Raw genomic sequence first — 24,765 nt, forward strand, 5'->3', positions numbered from 1 at the left:
AAAGGTAAATTATTATGAAAATATTTAAAAGAAAAGAAAAACTAACTGAAAATGATAATACAAAGTTATTTAGTTTAAGTAAAGAAAAAACAATACATGCTTCTATATTAGATTTTTTTGGATTTAATAGTTTTAATCATGAAACTCATTTTACTGATTTTGTAGCAGAAAATAATGCTAATTTATATAATGCACCATTAGAAATTAATAACGATAAAATTAAACAATATTTAATTAATCAAGAATATTATCGTAAAAATTGAAATTCTATTTTTAAATTAAGTAAATTAGGAATTAGTGGATATTTAATTTATATTGCGAACGATAATCTATATTTTCAATTAGTAGATATACAACAAAGAAATTATGATATTACTGGTAAATTAATTCAATGTACTATTTTTTATGAGAATTATCAAAAAAATGCTCAAACAGTAAGATTATTTGAAATTTATACTTTAAATAATGAACAAGTAACTATTAATCGTGCAATTTATAGTATTAGTGATAATAAAAAACAATTTGTATTAGATTATAAAACATTTAATAACAATCCTAATTTAGAACAAGAACAAGTATTAAACATTAATTATATACCAATAGCAATTATGCGTAATCGTGCTAATGAAGAACCTGACTGTAATAAAGTAATGGATAAAATTAAAGCATTAGATATTTTCTTTGAACAAATCATTTTAGATGTCATTTTAAACTCACCTAAATTTGTTTTTAATAATATTTATGGTAATAATCAACAATTAATTGATGATGCGATAAGAAAATTAATTGCTAAAAACTATTTATTTACTGATAAAAGTCCTAATGATGCTCCTAATGGTTTAGTAACTATTATTCAAGGTAATTTTAAAGGTAAAACATTAAGCGATGTTTATGATTGATTAATTAATGAAATATCTAAGCGTTGTGGTTTGCATATACCAAGTCAAAAGAAATCAGCACAACAATCAGTTCCTGAAAGTACAGCTGTAAATATTTCAACAGTTAATTATATTGAACAAAAACTATGACAATTTAATATTGATACTCTTAAATTTATTCAATTATTAGTACGTATTGATAAAGATTTATTAGATAGTAAAACATTTGAAATTAATGATGAACAAGCAATTGAAAATTTAACTGTTAAATTAAATTTATTTAATCCAGTAAATAATCAATTAGTAGGAGAAAATTACAATGGACAACAACAACAAACCACAAACTAAGTTTCCACAAAAGCAAACTAAACTCAATCAAGCAGAAAATGATTATTTAATAGATAATATACCAAATGATTTTTCAAACCTTATGGGCAATACTAGTGACCCTGATATTAATAGAATATACGATAAATTTAAAAAAAGAACAATCTATATTTATGAAATTGAACGTTTATTCAAAAATAATGAGAATAATACTTTAAAATTCTCACCTAATACTATTAAGATTGGTTTTATTGATATTGAGAAAGTATTAAATACTAATGCTGTTGAAACATCAGACTTTAATATGCAACTAAATCAAAGAGCAAGCACTAATATTAATGATAATGCCATTGAATATAGTATGACTGATATTAAAAATTTAATCTTTCAAGAAATAGATTTATTAAATCAATTTAAGTTATATGCTGTTAGTATAAATGAAACTTTAACTGAAAGTAATATTGATAACTTATATATTATTAATAGTTATTCACAACCTTATCAAAATCCAAAAACAAGAAGTACCAAAAGCATTACTATAATAAAAATTAAAGATTTTAAAACAAGAGATGGTTATCCTATTATTATTAAATTACAAAAACCATTAGATAAAGATACTAAGGTTAAGAGTATAACCTTAAAATTTCCTAAAACAATGTTATTTGGTAATATAAAAGTAAATGGTGAAATTAATGGATTAAAAGTATCACCAAATTTATTAATTGCTGATGATAACCAATTATTTCCGTTATATGCTTTACCAATCCAAACACAACCAAAAGTTAATATTTTACAACAATGATTTAGTGACCAAGTTTTATCATGAGATATTGCTAAAAATTTCATGAATCAAAATTCAATTTTAGATTATTTAGATATTGGTGAAATTTTACCTAATCAACCATCACAAGAATTTAAACATGTTAAAAAAATTGAATTAAAAGAAGTTAAAGCAGTAGCTACTAGTTACTTTAAAGAAACGGGATATGATATTAATAAAAACTTTGATAATATTTTAATTAGTAAAGATGATAATAGTAGTTACTTATCAGGTTATTGAAATGATAACATACAACAATACGATTTAAGCGAAAAAAAATATTATAGTTATGTTGGTGAAGTTAAAAGTGGAACTTGAAAATTAACAAGTGTAGATAGTGTAGTGTTAACTTATGATAAAGTAAAACCAATTACAACACTAGGAAAATTATTAATGGATATGTTAGGTTATACTTATAATTATCAAGCAAACTTTAAAGGTTATGACCCTAAATATGATGCAAATCCAGATGTTAAACAAATGCCAGATATTACTAATTTAAGAAATGAATTTGAAAATCAAAAACCACATGATGTTATTACTAATCTTTTTGAACAATGAAAATTAGATAATCCTGATTTTATTAATAATCCAAAAGTGAAAATTTTTAAACAAGTAGTTATGATGTTATCAAATTATATACTTTCTTATTTATCAATTAATAAAGGTTTAGATGATGATTATAAATTATTATTACCTTATTATTTTGAATTAAAATCTAAACCAACAAGAAGTTCAAATCATGATAGATGAAATTTTGATAATGTTTATGTTGTTTTAAAATCTGAATATTTTGATTTTACAGACCCTAATAATATTAAAGTTAAAAATAAAAATATTAGTCAAAATGAATGATTTAAACTAAGTAATAACCAATACAATTGATTATCTTTAACAAATGAATTAGAAAGCAATAATATACCTTCATTATTACCACAAGATATGAGTTTAAATAATGGTGAATATGGAAAATATATGATTAAAGGAATTATTAATAATGTTTTAGAATTATTAAAATGTTTTAATAGTGAAAAACAATACTTTTCAAATTGAGATTGATTTAATTTTATTCAAAATAATATTTTTGCTAATCAAGTGAAATTCAGTATTGAAAAAGAAATCTCTAATTTACATAAATTAGAGATTTCAGGAATTTTTGGTAATGGTAATTATGATATTCTGTTAGAAACAGAAAGCAAAACTATAAATATTGATAATATTGCATTATTTGATACTAATGATGAAACATTATCATATATTAATATTGAAATTTAATTATTAAAGTATCCATTAGGATATGCACCATCTCATCTTATATCTGTTTTATCGCCTTTTTTATTTGCAAAATATAATGAAATTATATTATGTTCATAACGATGTTCTCATATAATTGCCCCCCCAGACTGCTGTATGGTCTGGTTTTAAGTAAAAACTTAATTTTTGTCTTCCATCTTTACATGCAAGACCTAATGCTGTTATTGAAATAATAAGTGCTATTGTTAAACATGCAGATATACCAATAAATATATTTCTTTGTCATTTTCTTTGTTTTGCTATATTTTTAGCATAATGTAATTCTAAATTTTGTTCATGCATAATAAATTACTCCTTTTTTCTTAATTTTACTATTAAATTGTACTGAATTTTAATAAATTTTGCAAATATGCTTTAAACGTGCAAATAACGCCAAATACAAGGCGTTAATTTTGTGATACCTATCCTATTACTAGTATTATTTTCGTTGGTTATATGGCATAAGAAAAAACACTTATTTTAGTAGAAGCATTATTTTTACCCCTAATTATATTTTTATAGGGATATAGTGCATAAAATAACACATCATAAGGGTCTTGATACATAGTTTTATCAGGAATGTTAGTTTTGATTTGGTCATAGCGTAATTCTTCTAAACATTGCGTTGTTTTTAATAAATCATTTTGATTAGCATAAAAATTACCAAAACTCATAACATTACGCATTCATACACAACGGTCAGTTAATCCTGCTTCTTGATTAAGACTTGAAGCATGCTTAATAGCAACTTGACTCATAATTAAGATATTATGTTCATCGGCTAATTTTTGACTTATTCAATCGATAGCGGTTTTTGCTTTATCGTCATAATAATAAATTGCTTGGTCAAAATTTTCAAAATTATCAAGTAATCCGCAAATTTCATCAACATAAGCATTAATCTTTTCATTTTCGTTGATAAAATCATTGGGAGTAACTATTAATTCACAAATAATATAAGGGTCATAATAACCACTATTATTATATTCTTTAAATCCAGTTACCATAAGTACGCTATGGTCTTTACTACCTGTTGCTCAATCAACACCAACACTATAAAAATCAAATTTATAAGTATCTTTTTCTTTATTATAGAATTCTTGTAAATTATATGGTTGTCAATATTTTATTGCTTTTAGAAATGGAAAAACAGTTGCATCACTATCTAAATATTCAAATCCATAATAAACAGTATTAAATTCATCAGGATTTTTCTTTTCTAATTCGCAAATTAATTTTTGTGTTACTGGTTCTAATTTTTTTCAAAATGGCAATAAAGTAAATCTTAAAATAAATAATCCAAGTCCACCAGAGTATTCAGTATCTTCATAGTAGACCTTACCAATTTTTTAAGGGTATCTATCACTTGCTTATTTAACGGCAAATAGGGGGTACAGTAGAGCAAATAAAAGGGGTGGTATTTATCATAGGGGTTACAAGTAAAAGCAATAAAGTGATTTTTATAAAAATAACGAGTAATTTTTTTACCATAAGTTGGACTAAATATATTTCTATCAGTAAATGTTCAACTTCAGTCTTGAATTGGTTCATTAGATACTTTAATACGATTACTACGAAACATTGATAATTTTAAACGCTCATAACGTTGTGTTAATTGTTTTTCACTTAAAGTTTCTTTTTCTTCGGCCATAATAATTTCATCAGTTCTAGAACATAAATAACTAGAACCACTAACTGATTTTCCAAAAATCTTATTACCATTAGCATAACCAATAAAATCTATTTGTTGATTATTAGGAAAGATAATACAACCACCATCCTTAGTAATTTTTCATTTAATACCATGGGGATTATTAGGTCCTAAGTGAATATCATACTTATCTTCTAAATATTGACAAACATCCATTAAAGAACCAATAGTTGTTTCATTATGAGTATTTTCATAACGTCTTACTTCTTGAACAGAACTATCATTAAAATTACAGCACACAAATAAATCAAATGCTAAGCAATTTCATGTTTTTCTTGTTAAACGTGCTGTTGGTACAAAACGATAAAAACAATTAGTAGTGAAAAATTCTGCTCATTGTTCACCAACAAACTCTTTAAAAACATCCCAACTAAATCCATAATTATTATCACTAAAATTAAGGTCATATTTTTTATTTAATTGTGCATAACTACTAATAAGTTTCATATTTGATCACCTAACCTTTACTATAAATTAAAATAGGCTTTTCTCCCTTTAGTACTATTTTTAAATTTTATCACATAAATGCTGAGAAAAGCCTATCTACGGACTTCTCCCCACATTTTTAAATTAAACATAGCATTACAGTTTCAAAACTAGGTATGTTATTGAATTTATATGCAGCTTCTTTTGCATATAAATGAATATGATGTTTTGCAACTTTGATATGTGTTTTAAATGTTCTTCGTATATGTTTTCATACTGACTCAATTTGGTTGGTATTTACACCAGTTTTTGAAACATAGCCATCTTGATGGTTAACTGTTTCATGCTTAGTGAAAACCGATTTCAAATCGCGATATCCTTTTCAAGAATCAGTATGTACATCACACTTTGAAGAAATGTGGTTTATTGCAAACTGCAAAAGATTTTTACTGTTTGCGTTTTTCAATACTTTCACAATCAGATTGTTGGTTGTTTTTTCATAAATACCAACAATCAAGGTTTTGTTCAACAAGGATCTTCCTTGTTTTTTAAAACCCATATGTGAAAGATACATTTCATCCATTTGCACTATGCCCTCAACAATGAATTGAGGTTCTTGTTTAGCAATGGCACTTCGGATTTTATGACCCATTCTTCAAGCTGTTTTCAAGGTCACTCCCAATTCTTTTGCAACATCAGTTGATGGAATTCCATGTTTGGTGTTTATTCATCTAAAGATGAGATAAAACCAAGATATTAAAGGTGTTTGTGACTTTGAAAATATAGTGCCCGTGAGAATACTGAATGTTTGATGACATTTCAAACATCTCATTTTTCTTAAATTAGAAGTATTCAAATTAAAACTAGAACACCTAATACATTTGCTTTGTTTCAAACTTGCTATATATGCAAGACATTGTTTCCTCCACAAGTACATGTGGGGAGAAGTCCGTTAAAATATTAATGTATCAAACATTAAATAGAACGGAGACATATAATGTCTTGAAATTATCGAGAAGAATACCAAAAAATTAATCAGTTAACTTTAGAATATATTAAAAAAAGATGAGAAAAACTAGACCTAAAATTATTTAAAACAAGAGATAAAAGCAAATATATTATTGTTGACTTTGAAAAAAGAAAAAGAAACACAATATATGGTGTAGTAATTTACAAACGACGTATTTACAAATATTATAACACAGAACTAAACCAATGAGTATATATTTGTCTTGTTGATGAAAAACTAGAACTACCTAAATATAAGAGAATTGGAGAAGATATTGAACAAAATGCCTTTGCTTATTTTGCTGATGGAAAAAGATACAAAGATATCTGTCATACAATGTTACTAGCAAATGTTAATCGTATGACTATTTGTCGCATATTTAAGAAATATGTAGTTGTCATGCAAAATATTAGTAAAATTAAACTAGAACCAAACCAACCTATTTATATTAGTATTGATGATGGTCATCGAAAATTTTGAGAATATAAGCGTAAAATTAAGCAATATTCCATGCGCTTAGTAGTATTTATACAGATAATATTAATCATACATTAGTTAATAAAAGAGCAAACGTTATCATTAGACCAAATAAAACTGTGCTTGGTGCTAGCAAAACTGCTGACTTTATTTTAGAACAAGGGAAGCGATTTTTTGAAAATTTTGACCAAGCACAAGTAATTGTTTGTGGTGATAGTGCTGGGTGAATTAAAAAAACTGCTGAACATCTTAATGCTAAATTTATTTTAGATAAATTTCATTTAATTAAAGTATTATATCTTGGCATTATTGCTGGTAATAAATGTAAGTATTATCAAGAATATAATACTTGTCGCAAATACATTGAAAATGGTGAATATGATAAATTACTTGATTATCTTAAAACTTTAAAACATAAAAAACTAAAGAAAAAATACTTTCTTAATAATAAAGAAGGTATTACTAATCAATCTTGTAAAGAAAATATTGGTTGTTTTGCTGAAAGTAATGTTTGACATATTTTAAAGTCAATGCTTGGTAATCGCACGTATAGTATTGAAACATATAAGAAAATGATTATCTTTAAATGTCAAGAAATTAATTTAAAACCATAATCTATTTTTAAATTAAATCTTAAAAACTTATTAAATGTCTGTTTAGTAAGCATTTTTGTTATGGACTTGCATATACTAAACTATTGAAAATAATTATAATATGCATTTTAATTGCAATTATTTATTATTAGGAGTATTATTAAATTACAATTACATAAAAATTCTTAATTATTTCTCGTCTAAATGATAATCAGACAATATTGAATAATTAATTCCGGAAGTTTGTTACACTCCCAAGCATGAGAAAAATTTGAACAAGGAGAGATACTAAAAGATATAAGCAAATTACAACAAGAACTAACAGAAAATGATAAAATTCAGTCAGATCTTAGAAAAAAATCACCATTTAAAAAAATGAAAATTTAATTTCAAGGAGGCATCATTAATAATGAATGACGATGAAAAAAACAGTTACAAAAAGAGTTGACAGCAATTAATATAGAACTTGCTCAAGGAATTAAATATAAAAAGATACGTGATGCTGCAAATAAAGCTGAACATGAAGAGCAAGAAAAAAGAAAAGAAGAAACTCAAACTCCAAGCACTTCTAAATGAACCAAGTATTAAATAAAATTTTTAAAGTAAAGTAAAAAACTTTTAGAATTTATTGAATATTTCTCTTATTAAAACTATTCTAATTTATAAATGATTAAAACAAAAAATTAGCAGTTACTACTTGTAATTGCTAATTTTTTTTGTTATCATATTATTTAATTAGCAATCAACTAACAGTAGTGATAAGTTAAGGAGTGATATCATGCAACTAAATGAAATCCCTAATTATAACAACGACCCCAAAATTTTAGATAAATTTGCTCGTAACCTTATTGCCCAAGCTAAAATCGGAAAAATGGATCCAATTATCGGTCGCGATGACGACATTCGCAAAGTAGAAGAAATCCTCTCTCGTAAAACGAAAAACAACCCAGTGCTAATTGGTTTACCAGGAATTGGTAAAACTGCTATTATTGAAGGACTTGCACAACGCATAGTTCGTGGTGATGTCCCTAGTAACTTAAAAGATAAAATCATTTATGAACTAGATATGGGTGCCTTAATTGCTGGTGCTAAATTCCAAGGTGAATTCGAAGAACGACTAAAAGCAGTTATTAACAAAGTTAAAAACTCTGATGGACAAATCATTCTTTTCATTGACGAACTACATTTAATTGTTGGTGCTGGACGTACCCAAGGTGCTATCGATGCCTCTAATTTATTAAAACCAATGTTAGCCCGTGGTGAATTACGTTGTATTGGTGCTACTACCTTAGATGAATACCGTCAATACATTGAAAAAGATGCTGCTTTAGAACGCCGCTTCCGCAAAGTGATAATTAAAGAACCATCAACAGAAGATACGATTGCAATCTTACGTGGTTTAAAAGAACGTTACGAAGCCTATCATGGTGTTAAAATTCATGATAGCGCTTTACGTGAAGCTGTTTTCTTATCTAATAAATACATTAACAATCGCTACCTTCCTGATAAAGCTATTGACTTAATTGACGAAGCTTGTGCTAGTATTAAAACTGAAATTGCTTCTGTACCTAGTGCTTTAGATGAATTGCGAAGAAAAGTTTTACAACTAGAAATCGAAAAAGCTGCTTTAACCAAAGAAAAAGATGATAATTCCCAAACTCGATTACAAGCAGTTAACAAAGAATTAGATACAAAAAAAATAACACTAACACAATTAGAAAGTAAATGAAGTACCGAAAAAGCAGCATTAGACCACATTACAAGTTTAAAAAATCAGTTAGAAAATGCTAAATCACAATTAGAAATTTACCAACTAGCAGGTAATTTTGCCAAAGCTGGTGAGTTACAATATAGCATTATTCCTAATCTGGAAAAGGATTTAAAAGATAATGATGCCATTAAAAAAGATAATCCTTTATTACGTGAAGATGTAACTAATGATGATATTGCCATGGTCGTTGCTAAGTGAACTGGTATTCCTGTTGCGCGATTATTAGAGAGTGAAAAAGATAAATTATTAAACTTGCCTTACATTCTTAATACGAGAGTTAAAGGACAAAGTAATGCTTTGAAATTAGTAAGTGATGCCTTAATTCGTGCCCGATCTGGCATTAAAGACCCTAACCGTCCGATTGGTTCATTTATTTTCTTAGGAACAACTGGTGTTGGTAAAACCGAAGTGGCAAGAACATTAGCTGATACCCTATTTGATAGTGAAAAAAATATGGTTCGCATTGATATGTCCGAGTTTATGGAAAAACATGCTGTCAGTAAACTATTAGGTTCACCTCCAGGCTACATTGGGTTTGAAAATGGTGGCCAATTAACAGAAAAAGTTAGAAGAAATCCTTACAGTATTGTGTTATTTGATGAAGTGGAAAAAGCTCATCTTGATGTTTTAAACATCTTATTACAAATTTTAGATGAAGGTCGGATTACTGATAGTCAAGGATTCTTAATTGACTTTAAAAATACCATTATCATTATGACTTCTAATCTTGGTTCGCAAGAGTTACTTAGTGGCAAAGATAATAGTCAAGAGCAGGCTTTACGGATTTTAAAACAATCATTACGCCCAGAATTTATTAATAGAATTGATGAAGTCATTATTTTCAATCCTTTAAGCAAACAAGTAGTCAAAGAAATTATTACTAAAGAATTAGATAATCTCTTATTACGGTTAAAACAAGAAAAAAATTTGCAATTATTTTATGACCCACAAATCATCGATAAAATCTTAAAAGATGCATATGATGAAGAATTTGGAGCACGACCGATTAAACGCTATATCCAGCATCATATTGAAACAATATTAGCACAAGCAATTATTAAAGAGGAACTAATTCCTCATAAACGCTTTCTGATTACCATTGATAAAAACCAAGAATTTATCCTTAGCTCCAAATTAAAATTCAATTAATACTTGCTATTATTGTGTTCTTAGTTATAATTATATAAGTCTTAGCATTCATTGTTAGTGAATGCTAAAATAAGGTGGTGAAACGTGTTATCGAAAAGACAATCCCAAATTTTAAAAATTATTGTTGAACAATATATTAAAACAGCACTCCCAGTTGGTAGTAAAACACTATTAGAAAACAATAATGTTAATTATTCTAGTGCAACTGTTCGTAATGAATGTGTCGAATTAGAAACATTAGGTTTACTAGAAAAAACTCATAGTTCTAGTGGTCGTATTCCGTCCACGAAAGGTTATCGTTACTATGTGGATAACTTAATGAATAGTGGTGAAGACCATACTTTAGTAGAATTAAAACGCAAAATTGCTGAAGTATTTGAAAACCGCAATTTAGTAATTACCGAAGTGCTAAATAAAACGAGTAATATTCTCAGCGAAATGACTAATTTAATTAGTGTTGTCATTGGGCCTAACCTCCATGAAGATACGTTAAAAAAGATTGAACTAGTACCTATTAGCAATGATAATGCGCTTGCAATTTGTATTACTAGTAATGGTCATGTCCAAAATAAGATGTTTAATATTCAAGAAACACCACTAACTGATTTAACAATTGCTATTGATATTTTTAATACGAGACTAATAGGAACAAAAATCAATGAAATTAGTGAAAAAGTTAATTTATTAAAACCGATTCTTGAACAACAAGTTCAAAAATCAGAGTTTATTATTCAAGGTTTTATTAACACTTTAATTAATTTCTCCCGTCCATTATCAACAACCCACGGGGTACAATATATGTTAGAAAATCCCGAATTTAATGATATTAACAAAATTAAAACCATCATTCGCTTTATTGAATCACAATCACCATGAATGTATTTCGACCAATTAAATAATACTACCGTCCAAATTAAAATTGGTGAAGAGTTAGGGAATGAAAATAATGACATGGCGATGATTATGACAACCTTTAAAGTTCATGATGGTGAACAAGGACAAATCGCCATTGTCGGACCTAAGCGTTTAGAATATGAAAAACTAGCAGAAATCCTTAACTGGATTAATCAAACGTTAATGAAAAATTTTAAATAGAAAAGGAAGATAAAATGTCAGCAAAAGATAAAAAAACTAATCTTGAACAACAAGCAACCGAAACTCCAGTCATGGTAGAAGAAAATTCTGCCGAGGTTTCATTAAACGATAAAATCAATTTTGAAACAACGATTAAAGATTTACAAGACCAAATTACCAAAATCAAAGCTAATGAAAAACAATTAATGTTAGCAACCAAACTAAACACTATTAAAGAACTAGAAATTCAAAATCAAGATCATACTAAATATGCTAACCAAAAAATTATTAAAAATTTAGTTCATGCATTACTAAATTTCCAACGAGCGCTAAACTTTAAAACCGAAAATAAAGAAGTTGAAAACTTCTTGGTAGGATTCAAATTCATCTATGACGAACTAATTCGCTCATTAGAACACGAAGGATTAAAAGAAATTACAGCACAAGTTGGTGAAGAATTTAATTCTCATAAACATGATGCTGTCGAAATTATTAAAGATGATGGTACTAACAATTTCAAAAATACGAAAAATAATACCATCATTGAAGTAATTGCTAAAGGTTATGAACTACACAACCGTGTTATTAGCACAATTAAAGTTAAAGTGTTTAAAACTGAAACTAAAGATGCAACTAAGAAAAATTAAAGGAGAGATAAAACATGGCAACAACTAAAACTAACAAAGAAATTATTCTAGGAATCGACTTAGGAACAACTAACTCATGTGTGGCAGTGATGGAAGGTGCTAAACCAAAAGTTATTGAAAACGCCGAAGGTGCACGAACTACACCATCAGTTGTCGCATATAAAGATGGACAAATCATGGTCGGAGACGTTGCTAAACGTCAAGCAATCACTGACCCTGACAACACAGTATCATCAGTAAAAAGAATTATGGGAACCAAAGAAACAGTTAAAGCTGCTGGTAAAACACGTAAACCAGAAGAAGTATCTGCTGAAGTATTACGTGCAATTAAAGTTTTTGCTGAAGCAAAATTAGGTAAAAAAATTGGGAAAGCAGTTATTACTGTTCCTGCTTATTTCAACAACGAAGAACGTGAAGCAACAAAAAATGCTGGAACGATTGCCGGACTAGAAGTTGTTCGTATTATTAATGAACCAACTGCTGCTGCGATTGCCTATGGTTTAGATAAACAAGATAAAGAACACAAAATCTTAGTATTTGATTTAGGTGGTGGAACATTTGACGTTTCGATTCTAGATTTAGATAATGGAACTTTTGAAGTATTATCAACTAGTGGTGATAAACAACTTGGTGGTGATGACTTTGATGACTTAATCGTAAAACATTTAGTAAAAAATTTCAAAGCATCATCAGGTGTGGATTTATCAAAAGACAAAATGGCAATGCAACGTTTAAAAGATGCTGCTGAAAAAGCCAAAAAAGATTTATCAGGTGTGATGCAAACTAATATTTCATTACCTTTTATTTCTATGAATGCTTCAGGTCCATTACACTTAGATGAAAAATTAACACGTGCTACTTTTAATGAATTAACAGCTGCACTAGTTAAAAGAACGATTGCTCCTGTGCGTGATGCTTTAAAAGAAGCTGGATTAACAAAAGCTGATATTGATGAAGTAATTTTAGTTGGTGGTTCAACAAGAATTCCTGCTGTGCAAGATGTTATTAAAGCAGAAATTGGTAAAGAACCAAACCGTACTGTTAACCCTGATGAAGTAGTAGCCTTAGGGGCTGCCATCCAAGGTGGTGTGTTATCAGGTGATGTAACTGATGTGTTATTATTAGACGTTACACCTTTATCATTAGGAATTGAAACTTTAGGAGGAGTAATGACACCATTAATTCCCCGCAATACGACTGTTCCGACTAAAAAATCACAAGTATTTTCAACTGCCGAAGATAATCAACCTGCTGTTGACATTAGTGTGCTACAAGGTGAACGCCCATTAGCTAAAGATAACCATTCATTAGGTCGTTTCCAATTAAGTGGTATTGATGCAGCGCCAAGAGGTGTTCCCCAAATTGAAGTTACTTTTGAAATTGATGTTAATGGAATTGTTTCAGTTAGTGCCAAAGATTTAAAATCTAATAAAGAACAAAAAATTACGATTTCAAATAGTGGAACATTAAGCAAAGATGAAATTGAAAAAATGGTTAAAGATGCCGAAAAGAATCACGAAGCTGACTTAAAACATAAAGAAGAAATTGAATTAACTAACCAAGCGCAAGCTTACATTTATGATATTGACAAAATGACAGTTGAAGCTACTAAATCTCAAAAAGATGGTGATGCAGAAAACCCACAATTAGCAGAATTGAAAAAACTACGTGATGATTTACAAAAATCATTAGATGATAAAAAATATGACGAACTAAAAGAAAAATTAGAACAATTAAAACAAGCATTTGCTGCAGCACAACAATTCATGAATCAACAAGAAACTCAAGGCGAAAATCCTGAAATTCATGAAGGTAATAAAGACGACACTATTGATGTTGAAGCAACACAAAAATAAATTAATGATTGGAGAATAGTATGGCAAGTAAAACTAAACGTGATTATTATGAAGTGCTTGGTGTTGCTCGTAGTGCTTCAGCTGAGCAAATTAAAAAAGCGTTTCGTACGCTTGCAAAAGAGCATCATCCTGATGCTCCAGGTGGTGGAAACGAAGCACGTTTTAAAGAAATAAGCGAAGCATACCAAACTTTATCAGACCCCCAAAAACGTACTGCCTATGATCAATTTGGTCATGATGCTCCAGGTAGTGGAACTTCTGGATTTAGTGATTTTGGTGATTTTGGTTCTGCTTTCGGTGATTTATTTGGTGATTTGTTTGGTGGAGGAAGAAGAACACAACAACGCTACAATGGTAAAACTGCTGGCGATAATATCTTAACAAAAGTAGAAATTAATTTTCGTGATGTTTTCTTTGGTAAAAAAATGACGATTAGTATTAACATTGATGTTGCTTGTGATGCTTGTAAACAAACAGGTGCGAAAACTCCTAATGATGTTGTTGCTTGTGATAAATGTAAAGGCCATGGTACTGTCCAATATGTCCAACAAACCCCTTTAGGAATGTTTCGTCAACAAGGTGTATGTAACAGTTGTCAAGGTCTTGGCCAAATCATTCGTCAAAAATGTATTAAATGTAAAGGCCACCGTTACTATATTGAAAACCAAAAACTAGAATTTGATATTCCCCGTAGTGTTGTTGATGGTCAACAAATTAGAATTAAAGGGAAAGGTAAAATTGGACATAATGGTGGAGCGCAAGGTGATTTGTTTATTGGTATTAACATTAAACGTCATCCGTTCTTAGACCGTCAAGGTAGTGATATGTATCTAAAATTACCAGTATCATACTTAGATGTTATTTTAGGAAATATTATTATGATACCAACGTTTGAAGGTTTAATTAAAGAAAAATTACCTTTAGGATTACAATATGGTGATAAGATTACGTTAAAAGGGAAAGGTTTCTTTTATCCAAATAGTACGAGACGTGGTGATTTGCATATTATTCTTGATGTTCAATTTCCTATGAAATGTAGTAAGTCAGAGCAAGAAAAACTATGAAGTGTTAATAATGAAACTAAGTTTGATCCTAATGAAGACTTTGCTAATAGTGCTATTAAACGAATTTAATAAAAATATATAAGGAAGTTTTAAATTAAAACTTCCTTATATATTTAACAATATGATTCACCTTAAGTAGTAGGTCAAACATCAGTATTAGATCTACTAATAGTAAAATTAGTATAACCATTTGCATATAAAGACATTGCAAACGCATTGCCGTTAATGATTAAGCGAAAATTTTGAGAAGAAGAACCGTTTACTAGTGCATTTTTTTATTGATGTATTTAATCAATCATCAGTATTATTTGCTGTTCATTGTACTTTATCAGTAGGTTTAATAAAACTATCTTTTGTTAGAAAATCTTTTGTTTGTTGAGTCACGTATTCATATACTTTTTGAATTGTTACATCGTTCTTCATAAAGTTATCGTAAATGTCGGGGTTAAGTTCAATATTAAAATTATAAAAATTTTTACCAATCATATAATTTTTGTTATATTTAAATAAAGCGTCAGGACCAACAAATAAGTTTTCTAGAATTTTTAAACTTTCACTAGTATTTCTTGCTCTAGTTGTGTCGTTACTAGTAATATAATATTGAAAAATTAATGGTTTAATTTCCAAACCATTAATTTTTCAATTTCTTGTTTGATACTCGCAAAACACGAAAACGTTTTTATTATCACTAATTTGTACATTGTTTTTAATTTCTCATTCCTTCAAACGACTAACAAAATTATTTTCACGAGCAGTAACAATCGGTTTTCAATCTTTATTAAAATCTGTAGAATTATTAATAAACTTCTGTGATTCAGGTAAAGTTAAAGGAAAGTTATCATGTATTTCACTTGAAGCAATTCTAGTTGTAAGTCCATAATAGTTCATATAATTATAATCATTATTATAAGGATTAGCGATTGTTTGTGTATCAATTGTCAATTTTTTAACGGACTTCTCCCCACATTTGCTTTGTTTCAAACTTGCTATATATGCAAGACATTGTTTTTCAGTTTGAAAAGTATTATTGAACTCATTCAATTTCATTGTTTCCTCCACAAGTACATGTGGGGAGAAGTACGATAAAAAGTTGTAATCCAGATAATATTTATCAATATTATATTGAATATATGAATAAAATTGTATCTTTTAATTTAGAAATAATGAAAGAAAAAAATGAACAAATTAAATCAATATTTGATAATAATATTTTTAAATTATTTCATTATAGTAATTGAAAAGTAAATGCTCATAATCTTACATTAGATATGATTAATGATTTAGAAGAATTAAAAGTATTAGATCCAATTAAAACACAATCTTGATACAAGTATTCTTACTGGTGCTATATTTGCAAGATATCTTGATAAAGTTGGTACTAAATTAGATTTTCAAGTACAAAGATTATCAGGTGGATTAGATATAGGTATGGCAACAAGTCCAAGTGGTCATCCTACAAGTGCTAGTTTATGATTTATTGGTGAAAATGATAATGGTAGAAGAGCACATAAAGAAAGTGAATTTTATCATAGTAATGTAACAATGCAATATAAAGATACTGATACTTTAGCAAATGATATTATTAATTATTATTTAAATGAAAGTAAACGTTATATAGAAATGTTATTTGGTTTTACTTGTTATGTTGATTATGGTAATGGTGGATTAGTATTTATTGATGTTTTAAAAAGTTGAGTTAAAAAACGTAATATAACATGATTAAAATTTATAGCAGTAGATAAATCAACTTTATATTTAAATGATAGAATTGATTTTACAACAATTTGTATGCTTAAAAATATTATTAGTTTTAATTGAGAAAGATGTCCAGAAACTAAAAGACAATATAATTTAATGCAATGATTATCTAAAGTAAAAATAGATACTAATAATAATCAACCAAAAATGTTAGATTTACATGATGATACTTGAGATAGTGATATGTATGCTTTAATGCATGAAATGAAATGATTAATTAATGGTATTAATAATAAATTATTAATTAATAAAAATAATTTTGGTGGTGATTAATATGATAAATACAATGGAATATTTAAGTTGTGATAAATCAAAATGATATATTGATATACCAATGATTATTGCTCAAAAATCAACTAAATTATGATTAGGTAAAGGTTTTTTATTTAATTCAAGTAAAAAAGAAATATTAGATTATCTTAATGATATGAATTTAAAAGATAAATGATTAGAAAAATTTTATAAATTTGGTTTACAAAATTCACTAATGGGTAAAGTATTTATTATGATTATAATTAATGAAGATAATAGTAAATCTCTTAAAATATTACCTAATAGTTTTTGTGGTAGAGTTGCTAAATATAATGAACAAGAACCAGCAGCAGAATTTTATTTTAGGCTTTTCTCCCTTTATGTACTATTTTTAAATTTTATCACATAAATGCTGAGAAAAGCCTATCTACGGACTTCTCCCCACATTTTTAAATTAAACATAGCATTACAGTTTCAAAACTAGGTATGTTATTGAATTTATATGCAGCTTCTTTTGCATATAAATGAATATGATGTTTTGCAACTTTGATATGTGTTTTAAATGTTCTTCGTATATGTTTTCATACTGACTCAATTTGGTTGGTATTTACACCAGTTTTTGAAACATAGCCATCTTGATGGTTAACTGTTTCATGCTTAGTGAAAACCGATTTCAAATCGCGATATCCTTTTCAAGAATCAGTATGTACATCACACTTTGAAGAAATGTGGTTTATTGCAAACTGCAAAAGATTTTTACTGTTTGCGTTTTTCAATACTTTCACAATCAGATTGTTGGTTGTTTTTTCATAAATACCAACAATCAAGGTTTTGTGCAACAAGGATCTTCCTTGTTTTTTAAACCCATATGTGAAAGATACATTTCATCCATTTGCACTATGCCCTCAACAATGAATTGAGGTTCTTGTTTAGCAATGGCACTTCGGATTTTATGACCCATTCTTCAAGCTGTTTTCAAGGTCACTCCCAATTCTTTTGCAACATCAGTTGATGGAATTCCATGTTTGGTGTTTATTAATCTAAAGATGAGATAAAACCAAGATATTAAAGGTGTTTGTGACTTTGAAAATATAGTGCCCGTGAGAATACTGAATGTTTGATGACATTTCAAACATCTCATTTTTCTTAAATTAGAAGTATTCAAATTAAAACTAGAACACCTAATACATTTGCTTTGTTTCAAACTTGCTATATATGCAAGACATTGTTTTTCAGTTTGAAAAGTATTATTGAACTCATTCAATTTCATTGTTCCCTCCACAAGTACATGTGGGGAGAAGTCCGTTATTTTATTAATGAACAAGCAGATAGTGCTACTTTAACATGAGTAACAATACAAAATGGAAAAGTTAAATATGAAACATATAAAGATAATAATAAAGATATTATTTTAGGTTCTACAAGAACAAAATTAAAACCAAATATAACACCATTAAAAACTTATGAAATTAAAAATCCATTTAATTATATTCCTATTTTTGAAATAACTAATTTACCAATTATTAATTTATATGGTAATACAACTACTTTAAATGCTTATCCAGATTGTACAGCAGTATGAGATTTAATATCTGATTTAAATCGTGTTATTAGACAAAAAAGATTAGAAAGAGAATTAAATGTTACTACTTTATTTGCTTCATTACCTAATGATGTAATTAAAGAAATGCAAGAAAATGGTAATATTGCAGAAAATCCTAAAAAAGATATGTTTGTTAATGTTGGTAGTGCATGGTATGATAAAAATGGTAATGGTGGTATGCAAATTATTCAAGGTGACCCTAAATTTAGTGAATATTGATTAGATTATAATGGTACTGCTAAAGCAATATTAATGGTGCTGGATATGATTATGATGAACATGGTAATGATGTTTATACAAATAAAACACAAAGTATGTTTAATAATAAATTTGATATGGAAACAACAGAAATTAAAATAGCATTTTATAGTGCTTATTTTTATCGTATATTTGATTTATTACTTATTAGTGAAAATTTATGAAATGGTATTGGTGAAAGACCTTATTCATTTAAATTTATACCTATAGCAATAAATGACCAAATTATACAAGACCAAATTATTAATTCAAGATTAAATAATGGTACAATGACAGTAACTGAATCCATTGGTGAATATGATAATATTGACCAACTTATGGCTGAAAATAAATTAGAAAATATTATTATAGAAAATAAAAAATTAAATAAAGAATTAGGAGATAATGAAAATGAGCAATCATCAACGAATTCAATTAATGAAACACGCACATCTACATCTAAAGAGACAACAAGCAATAATTAAACGTTTAAGTCATTGAAAAATATTTCCATTTATAATTAATAATGGAGCAATACCTTTAACTGAAACTGGTTATAAACCTATAAATAGTAAAATTAGTGATTTTGGTCAATATGAATTAATACTTTCTGGTAATACTCCAGTTGTATGTATTTGAAAAAAAAGTACTAATATATATCAAAAAAATAAAGGTATTACAGACCCAACTACTCATAAAACAACAGGTCAAAATCAATATTATACTAAACAATATAAAATTGGTGATTATTGAAATGCTTATTTAATTGATGATACTAGTGGTGTAGATTTTGGTGGTTTACCTAATAATAGTTTATTTAAAACAATTTCTACCACAAGACAATATACATTAGTTATGTTCGAAGAACAAATTACAGTAGATGATTATTTACAATTTTTTTGTGTATTTAATGATAAAAATGAAAATATTTGTGGTAATACTGGTAAAAATCAAGATAGACAATTATTATATATTTCAAATGTAACTAATTATTATAGTCCTTATAATGGTGAATTTAGTATGCAAGTATTAACTTTTAGTTCAGTTAATGATAGAGCAGTAGCAAGTGGTCAAAATACACTTGATTATGTACAATATGCAAGTCCTGGTAGTGGTTATGCCTACTATTCAAGAAGGAGAAGTAACGTTTAATCGTACTTTAATGCGTGATATTGGAGTAAGATATAGTCATAGACAAAGTTATGGTTTAGAATTATTATCAAGTTGTTATTATTATGGTAGACCAATAATACAAGGTCAAGCACCAATACAACAAGAAAATGAAGAAATATTTGAACAAAAAGTATTTGCTTCAAGAAGATTATTTATTGCCGGTAATAATGACCATTCAAGTACATCAGTTAAAAATATTGGTGGTTTAATTGCTGGTATAAATGATAAAATAACTACTAATAGTCATCCAGAAACTACATTTTATAATTTAATGGACGCTAAACATACTGGATATCTTATTTTAAAGATTGAAAAGAATGATTATCAACTAGTTTAAATTTACAAGCAAATTTATTTGTTACAAAAGATTTTAAAGGTATGTTAGCATTTGATAAAACAAAAGCAACTAATAGTAATGGTACTGCAATTGGAGAAGCTAAATTCTTTTGAGATAGTGAATGAAATATTAATAATTTAACTGGTAGCTATAATGTTGATATGTCTAGTAATTTTAAATATAAAGACCCAGATACTAATTTAATTATTGGTTCACCAACTGTAGATTATTCAAAAATAAGTCAAAAATATATGTCAGCAATATTAAATTTTAATTCAGTAGTATTTAGTAGTTTAATACAAATGCCTTATGATAGTGTACAATGATTACCATTTGCTTTAAGTGATATACCATTAATTGGTAAATTATTAAATGTTTTAAGTTTAGGTATTACAATTGGTTTTATTATTAATCAAAATAATCAACAATATAAAAAAATGTTATATTTTAATGGTTTTATGTCTGCATTTTTTACAAATAATTTAGAAAATATTATTGGTAATGGTGGTTTAATTCCATTAAATGCTTTTGCTAATGAAAATGATTTTGCTATTGGTAAATTATTATGTGCAAATGTTAGTACAACTGCTATGACTATGAAATTAAGTGATAGAGTTAGTGTTTATCCATGAGACCCTACAACAGGTCATAAATTCGAAACAAAAGAACAAATAAGTACAGTTGATTTATCACAAAAGAAAAATAATAAAGTTTATATTTCAGCAGAAGATACAGAGTTTTTAGATATTGCTTCACCATTAACTAACTTAGATACTGATTGTCAATGAAACCCTACAAGTAATGGTGTTAGTGATGGTTCAAATTATGCTTATATTATTGATACAATTGTTACACAATCATTACATCAAGGTGAAGAAAGACATACATTTTATAGTGATAATCCATTTACTTATCAAGGTGATTATAATGAACTTTCAGTTGCACAATTTAGATATAAAAATAAAGGTGCTTTAACTAATAATGCTTTTAATTGAACTACTTTATATAAATTAAATCATGATGAATATAAAGAAACTGAAGAAACAACATTTAGTTATCCAGCAGAAATATTACCACCAAGTCCACAAAACATAGCAAAATCAATAATTATTATTCCCGAAAACCCTACATATAGTTCTGATTTACCATTGGAAAGTGTATTTACTATAAATGGAAGTAAATTAGATTATACACCTTATAATTGAAACAATTATGTTTTTCCAAAAATCAAACCATTAGAAATTAACTTATATATTAAATCTAAATTAGACCCAACATTATTAATTAATACTTTTAATGATTTGCAAAGATATTATAAGTCAATTGACTTATATATTAGTTGAGATTATCAAACAAAAGAGTGAAGTAATGGAACTGAACCAAGTAATATTATTTTAGATATTAATCAAACATTTTCAAATAAGACACAAACTATAACAAAACCCTTTAATTTAAAAGAATTAAATTACGGACTTCTCCCCACATGTACTTGTGGAGGAAACAATGAAATTGAATGAGTTCAATAATACTTTTCAAACTGAAAAACAATGTCTTGCATATATAGCAAGTTTGAAACAAAGCAAATGTATTAGGTGTTCTAGTTTTAATTTGAATACTTCTAATTTAATAAAATGAGATGTTTGAAATGTCATCAAACATTCAGTATTCTCACGGGTACTATATTTTCAAAGTCACAAACACCTTTAATATCTTGGTTTTATCTCATCTTTAGATGAATAAACACCAAACATGGAATTCCATCAACTGATGTTGCAAAAGAATTGGGAGTGACCTTGAAAACAGCTTGAAGAATGGGTCATAAAATCCGAAGTGCCATTGCTAAACAAGAACCTCAATTCATTGTTGAGGGCATAGTGCAAATGGATGAAATGTATCTTTCACATATGGGTTTTAAAAAACAAGGAAGATCCTTGTTGAACAAAACCTTGATGGTTGGTATTTATGAAAAAACAACCAACAATCTGATTGTGAAAGTATTGAAAAACGCAAACAGTAAAAATCTTTTGCAGTTTGCAATAAACCACATTTCTTCAAAGTGTGATGTACATACTGATTCTTGAAAAGGATATCGCGATTTGAAATCGGTTTTCACTAAGCATGAAACAGTTAACCATCAAGATGGCTATGTTTCAAAAACTGGTGTAAATACCAACCAAATTGAGTCAGTATGAAAACATATACGAAGAACATTTAAAACACATATCAAAGTTGCAAAACATCATATTCATTTATATGCAAAAGAAGCTGCATATAAATTCAATAACATACCTAGTTTTGAAACTGTAATGCTATGTTTAATTTAAAAATGTGGGGAGAAGTCCGTAGATAGGCTTTTCTCAGCATTTATGTGATAAAATTTAAAATAGTACATAAAGGGAGAAAAGCCTTAAATTATTGTTCTGATAATAAAGAATTAATTAAAAAAAATGATAATAAAATGATTGATAGAATACATGATTTTCTTTATACTGGTTTAGCAAGTGTGGGAGTAAAAGTAAATAATACAAATAATTTATATAATTTATTGGATGTAAGTATTAAAGTAAAAAGAGACCAATATCATGACTCACGAGGATGAGTAGAAGAATTGGAAATTCCACAAGATAATAGTTCAATGTATTTAGGTTTTAAAAATATAGATAATAATTTAAATTTTCAAATACAATTATTTCCTATATATCTACAAGGCAACGGAGAAGGATATTTTGGTGGTATTAATAAAAGTAGTAAAGAAAAAATTATTTGTACAAAAAGTATAACTTTAACAATTTCAAAAGTTATATTAAATTCTAGATAATTATTTTATAGATATGTTATATTTAATTTGAATATTATTGAAAGGAAGTGTAAATTTGGATAGAAGTATCATTATTTTAATAGCATTATTAAGTTTTATTGGTATTGTACTTATAGGTGCTTATATAATTCTTCCTATATGTTTAAAAGCAAAAGATAAAAAAAATATCAGAAAAAATAAGAAAAATAATATTACCCCACAATCTAATTAAAATAGTTACCCAATGGTAACTATTTATGTTATATTTTTGTATTATATATTATTCATTTTTTAAATATGTTAATATGTAAATATTAAGGTAAAAAGATAGGTGAACAATCATGGAATTTAAAGCAGAAGAATTAAATGATGAATTATTTTCTATAACTAAATATTTAATTGAAAAATACAAAATAATGTTTTCTGTAAAATTACAAAAAGTATTATATTTTTTGTATTTAAAATATTTAAAAGAAACTGGTAAAAAGTTATTTAATGATGAATTTGAAGCATGAGTTTATGGTCCTGTGATTCCAAAAATTTTTAATTATATAAGAGAAAATGGATTTAATTTTACTGAATATTATGATAATGAAAAAATTTGAATAATTAAAAATCTTGATAAAGATTCAAAAAAAGAATTTATTGATAATAATATTAAAAAAATAATAAAATTTACTACAGAAGAATTGGTAAATATGTCTCATGATACGGAACCATTTTTAAAAGCAAGAAATGGTTTAAAAGATGATATACCATCACATAATAAATTAGAATTTAAAAAAATGAAAGACTTTGTTAAAACATGGGATATTTTATAGATTTTAGTTTATTTATTTATGATTGCATATATATTAATAATGAAAAATGTAAATTTACATATATAAGCGATTCTAAAGATTATAAAAATATAATTTCTGATTTTTTAAAAAAAATAGTTAAAATGTCTATAAATAATAAATTTATAGATGATTTATTAACTGATAATAAAGTAAAAGAAGAAAATAATTTTCATGATATTCAATTTATTCAAAGAGAAAAAATTGCACACATTTTAAGTCAAAAAAATAATGATAAAGATTGATTACAACAAAATATTATAGATTGTTATAATATTTTTCAAATTAAAATAAATAATTATGAAAAAAGAAAACTATTTTTTATTTTAGATTTGAAAAATAAAATAGTTAAACCTTTATTTTTAGATATAAATCATTTAATTCATCTCAATAAGAAAAAAGAAAAAAATAATAAATATAAAATATGCTTAGTTTGTGATAAACTGTGTACATCAAATCCTTAATTAAAAAAATAAAAAAGATAAGTAGAATTGAGCAATACTTATCTTTATATTAATTATATCATATTTTATATACTAAATATAGATAATTTAATCAGTTATATCAAAGTCATTAAAACTATCTTCTATTACTTGCATATATTCTTTATCATTATTTTTTCTTGCTTCTAATCATTGTTCCATTAATCATTTTGCAAAATCTCATTTAGTCAT

General features: G+C 26.8%; 33 protein-coding genes. 25 read left to right on the forward strand and 8 right to left on the reverse strand.

Features of this window, described 5'->3' with window-relative positions:
• The first annotated feature begins 14 nt into the window (after positions 1–14).
• Together ACFEL4_RS01250 and ACFEL4_RS01255 are read left to right on the forward strand one after the other, a co-directional pair.
• On the forward strand, positions 15–1,226 hold the full coding sequence (locus ACFEL4_RS01250; RefSeq protein WP_375317771.1) for a hypothetical protein: 1,212 nt from the start codon (positions 15–17) through the stop codon (positions 1,224–1,226).
• Entirely contained in the window at positions 1,198–3,300 is a 2,103-nt protein-coding gene (locus ACFEL4_RS01255; protein WP_375317772.1) for a hypothetical protein, read from the forward strand. Before ACFEL4_RS01250 ends, ACFEL4_RS01255 begins: the two co-directional genes overlap by 29 nt.
• A gap of 87 nt (positions 3,301–3,387) precedes the next feature.
• Here ACFEL4_RS01255 and ACFEL4_RS01260 read toward each other — a convergent pair whose 3' ends face one another.
• The 4 genes from ACFEL4_RS01260 to ACFEL4_RS01275 form a co-directional block, all read right to left on the reverse strand.
• Positions 3,388–3,621 carry a hypothetical protein gene (locus ACFEL4_RS01260; protein WP_375317773.1) on the reverse strand — a complete coding sequence of 78 codons (234 nt, stop codon included), beginning with the start codon at positions 3,619–3,621 and terminating at the stop codon, positions 3,388–3,390.
• Positions 3,622–3,770: 149 nt separating this feature from the next.
• Positions 3,771–4,592, reverse strand: a complete 822-nt coding sequence (locus ACFEL4_RS01265) for a hypothetical protein (RefSeq protein WP_375317774.1) — start codon at positions 4,590–4,592, stop codon at positions 3,771–3,773.
• An 11-nt stretch (positions 4,593–4,603) separates the two neighbouring features.
• Positions 4,604–5,476, reverse strand: a complete 873-nt coding sequence (locus ACFEL4_RS01270) for a hypothetical protein (protein WP_375317775.1) — start codon at positions 5,474–5,476, stop codon at positions 4,604–4,606.
• A 118-nt stretch (positions 5,477–5,594) separates the two neighbouring features.
• The gene (locus tag ACFEL4_RS01275; RefSeq protein WP_375317776.1) at positions 5,595–6,386 is read right to left on the reverse strand and encodes an IS1595 family transposase; all 792 of its coding nucleotides are present in this window, start codon (positions 6,384–6,386) and stop codon (positions 5,595–5,597) included.
• Between ACFEL4_RS01275 and ACFEL4_RS01280 the strand changes: the two genes are divergently transcribed.
• The 9 genes from ACFEL4_RS01280 to ACFEL4_RS01320 all read left to right on the forward strand — a co-directional run bounded on the left by ACFEL4_RS01280 (position 6,362) and on the right by ACFEL4_RS01320 (position 15,164).
• On the forward strand, positions 6,362–6,490 hold the full coding sequence (locus ACFEL4_RS01280; RefSeq protein WP_375317777.1) for a hypothetical protein: 129 nt from the start codon (positions 6,362–6,364) through the stop codon (positions 6,488–6,490). The genes ACFEL4_RS01275 and ACFEL4_RS01280 overlap by 25 nt on opposite strands.
• The gene (locus ACFEL4_RS01285) at positions 6,453–7,019 is read left to right on the forward strand and encodes a UPF0236 family transposase-like protein (protein WP_375317778.1); all 567 of its coding nucleotides are present in this window, start codon (positions 6,453–6,455) and stop codon (positions 7,017–7,019) included. The genes ACFEL4_RS01280 and ACFEL4_RS01285 overlap by 38 nt, the downstream gene beginning before the upstream one ends.
• 41 nt (positions 7,020–7,060) lie before the next feature.
• A complete protein-coding gene (locus ACFEL4_RS01290; protein WP_375317779.1) occupies positions 7,061–7,555 on the forward strand; it encodes a UPF0236 family transposase-like protein in 495 nt (164 codons plus the stop codon).
• Between the two features lie 423 nt (positions 7,556–7,978).
• Positions 7,979–8,122, forward strand: a complete 144-nt coding sequence (locus ACFEL4_RS01295) for a hypothetical protein (RefSeq protein ID WP_375317780.1) — start codon at positions 7,979–7,981, stop codon at positions 8,120–8,122.
• A 190-nt stretch (positions 8,123–8,312) separates the two neighbouring features.
• Positions 8,313–10,454 (forward strand): ATP-dependent Clp protease ATP-binding subunit, encoded by a 2,142-nt coding sequence (locus ACFEL4_RS01300; RefSeq protein ID WP_375317781.1) that lies wholly within the window; start codon positions 8,313–8,315, stop codon positions 10,452–10,454.
• Positions 10,455–10,538: 84 nt separating this feature from the next.
• Positions 10,539–11,549: a heat-inducible transcriptional repressor HrcA gene (gene hrcA, locus ACFEL4_RS01305; protein WP_375317782.1), complete on the forward strand. Its 1,011-nt coding sequence runs from the start codon at positions 10,539–10,541 to the stop codon at positions 11,547–11,549.
• Between the two features lie 14 nt (positions 11,550–11,563).
• Positions 11,564–12,175, forward strand: coding sequence for a nucleotide exchange factor GrpE (gene grpE / locus ACFEL4_RS01310; RefSeq protein WP_375317783.1), 612 nt, complete (start codon positions 11,564–11,566; stop codon positions 12,173–12,175).
• 14 nt (positions 12,176–12,189) lie between these two features.
• Positions 12,190–14,031, forward strand: coding sequence for a molecular chaperone DnaK (gene dnaK / locus ACFEL4_RS01315; protein WP_375317784.1), 1,842 nt, complete (start codon positions 12,190–12,192; stop codon positions 14,029–14,031).
• 20 nt (positions 14,032–14,051) lie between these two features.
• Entirely contained in the window at positions 14,052–15,164 is a 1,113-nt protein-coding gene (locus tag ACFEL4_RS01320) for a DnaJ C-terminal domain-containing protein (protein ID WP_375317785.1), read from the forward strand.
• A 153-nt stretch (positions 15,165–15,317) separates the two neighbouring features.
• On the opposite strand, the gene ACFEL4_RS01325 is transcribed toward ACFEL4_RS01320, so the two are convergent.
• The gene (locus ACFEL4_RS01325; RefSeq protein WP_375317786.1) at positions 15,318–16,142 is read right to left on the reverse strand and encodes a hypothetical protein; all 825 of its coding nucleotides are present in this window, start codon (positions 16,140–16,142) and stop codon (positions 15,318–15,320) included.
• On the opposite strand from ACFEL4_RS01325, the gene ACFEL4_RS01330 reads away from it, so the two are divergent.
• From ACFEL4_RS01330 to ACFEL4_RS01340, 3 genes are read left to right on the forward strand one after another with little or no spacing between them, the layout of a single operon-like run.
• Positions 16,142–16,465, forward strand: coding sequence for a hypothetical protein (locus ACFEL4_RS01330; RefSeq protein ID WP_375317787.1), 324 nt, complete (start codon positions 16,142–16,144; stop codon positions 16,463–16,465). The genes ACFEL4_RS01325 and ACFEL4_RS01330 overlap by 1 nt on opposite strands.
• A gap of 58 nt (positions 16,466–16,523) precedes the next feature.
• Positions 16,524–17,126, forward strand: coding sequence for a hypothetical protein (locus tag ACFEL4_RS01335; protein WP_375317788.1), 603 nt, complete (start codon positions 16,524–16,526; stop codon positions 17,124–17,126).
• 1 nt (position 17,127) lies between these two features.
• Positions 17,128–17,514, forward strand: a complete 387-nt coding sequence (locus ACFEL4_RS01340; RefSeq protein ID WP_375317789.1) for a hypothetical protein — start codon at positions 17,128–17,130, stop codon at positions 17,512–17,514.
• 40 nt (positions 17,515–17,554) lie between these two features.
• Here the strand turns inward: ACFEL4_RS01340 and ACFEL4_RS01345 are convergent, their stop codons facing one another.
• Entirely contained in the window at positions 17,555–17,944 is a 390-nt protein-coding gene (locus tag ACFEL4_RS01345) for an IS1595 family transposase (protein WP_375317056.1), read from the reverse strand.
• Entirely contained in the window at positions 17,839–18,375 is a 537-nt protein-coding gene (locus tag ACFEL4_RS01350; RefSeq protein ID WP_375317790.1) for a hypothetical protein, read from the reverse strand. The genes ACFEL4_RS01345 and ACFEL4_RS01350 overlap by 106 nt, the downstream gene beginning before the upstream one ends.
• An 18-nt stretch (positions 18,376–18,393) precedes the next feature.
• Here ACFEL4_RS01350 and ACFEL4_RS01355 point away from each other — a divergent pair, with 18 nt between their 5' ends.
• From ACFEL4_RS01355 to ACFEL4_RS01405, 11 genes are all read left to right on the forward strand, one after another.
• On the forward strand, positions 18,394–19,068 hold the full coding sequence (locus ACFEL4_RS01355; RefSeq protein ID WP_375317791.1) for a hypothetical protein: 675 nt from the start codon (positions 18,394–18,396) through the stop codon (positions 19,066–19,068).
• Complete coding sequence (locus tag ACFEL4_RS01360; protein WP_375317792.1) at positions 19,023–19,430, forward strand: hypothetical protein; 408 nt, start codon at positions 19,023–19,025, stop codon at positions 19,428–19,430. The genes ACFEL4_RS01355 and ACFEL4_RS01360 overlap by 46 nt, the downstream gene beginning before the upstream one ends.
• A complete protein-coding gene (locus tag ACFEL4_RS01365; RefSeq protein WP_375317793.1) occupies positions 19,384–20,097 on the forward strand; it encodes a hypothetical protein in 714 nt (237 codons plus the stop codon). Before ACFEL4_RS01360 ends, ACFEL4_RS01365 begins: the two co-directional genes overlap by 47 nt.
• A complete protein-coding gene (locus tag ACFEL4_RS01370; RefSeq protein ID WP_375317794.1) occupies positions 20,063–20,455 on the forward strand; it encodes a hypothetical protein in 393 nt (130 codons plus the stop codon). The genes ACFEL4_RS01365 and ACFEL4_RS01370 overlap by 35 nt, the downstream gene beginning before the upstream one ends.
• A 41-nt stretch (positions 20,456–20,496) precedes the next feature.
• Positions 20,497–21,981, forward strand: coding sequence for a hypothetical protein (locus tag ACFEL4_RS01375; RefSeq protein WP_375317795.1), 1,485 nt, complete (start codon positions 20,497–20,499; stop codon positions 21,979–21,981).
• The gene (locus ACFEL4_RS01380) at positions 21,959–22,162 is read left to right on the forward strand and encodes a hypothetical protein (RefSeq protein ID WP_375317796.1); all 204 of its coding nucleotides are present in this window, start codon (positions 21,959–21,961) and stop codon (positions 22,160–22,162) included. Before ACFEL4_RS01375 ends, ACFEL4_RS01380 begins: the two co-directional genes overlap by 23 nt.
• A complete protein-coding gene (locus ACFEL4_RS01385) occupies positions 22,087–22,779 on the forward strand; it encodes an IS1595 family transposase (RefSeq protein ID WP_375317797.1) in 693 nt (230 codons plus the stop codon). Before ACFEL4_RS01380 ends, ACFEL4_RS01385 begins: the two co-directional genes overlap by 76 nt.
• 134 nt (positions 22,780–22,913) lie before the next feature.
• Positions 22,914–23,273 (forward strand): hypothetical protein, encoded by a 360-nt coding sequence (locus ACFEL4_RS01390; protein WP_375317798.1) that lies wholly within the window; start codon positions 22,914–22,916, stop codon positions 23,271–23,273.
• A gap of 55 nt (positions 23,274–23,328) precedes the next feature.
• Positions 23,329–23,484 carry a hypothetical protein gene (locus tag ACFEL4_RS01395; protein ID WP_375317799.1) on the forward strand — a complete coding sequence of 52 codons (156 nt, stop codon included), beginning with the start codon at positions 23,329–23,331 and terminating at the stop codon, positions 23,482–23,484.
• 109 nt (positions 23,485–23,593) lie between these two features.
• The gene (locus ACFEL4_RS01400; RefSeq protein ID WP_375317800.1) at positions 23,594–24,073 is read left to right on the forward strand and encodes a Panacea domain-containing protein; all 480 of its coding nucleotides are present in this window, start codon (positions 23,594–23,596) and stop codon (positions 24,071–24,073) included.
• Between the two features lie 122 nt (positions 24,074–24,195).
• Positions 24,196–24,555 (forward strand): hypothetical protein, encoded by a 360-nt coding sequence (locus ACFEL4_RS01405; RefSeq protein ID WP_375317801.1) that lies wholly within the window; start codon positions 24,196–24,198, stop codon positions 24,553–24,555.
• 87 nt (positions 24,556–24,642) lie between these two features.
• Here ACFEL4_RS01405 and ACFEL4_RS01410 read toward each other — a convergent pair whose 3' ends face one another.
• Positions 24,643–24,765 carry a hypothetical protein gene (locus tag ACFEL4_RS01410; protein ID WP_375317802.1) on the reverse strand — a complete coding sequence of 41 codons (123 nt, stop codon included), beginning with the start codon at positions 24,763–24,765 and terminating at the stop codon, positions 24,643–24,645.

It is taken from the genome of Spiroplasma endosymbiont of Virgichneumon dumeticola (genome assembly GCF_964264745.1).
GTDB lineage: Bacteria > Bacillota_I > Bacilli_A > Mycoplasmatales > VBWQ01 > Spiroplasma_E.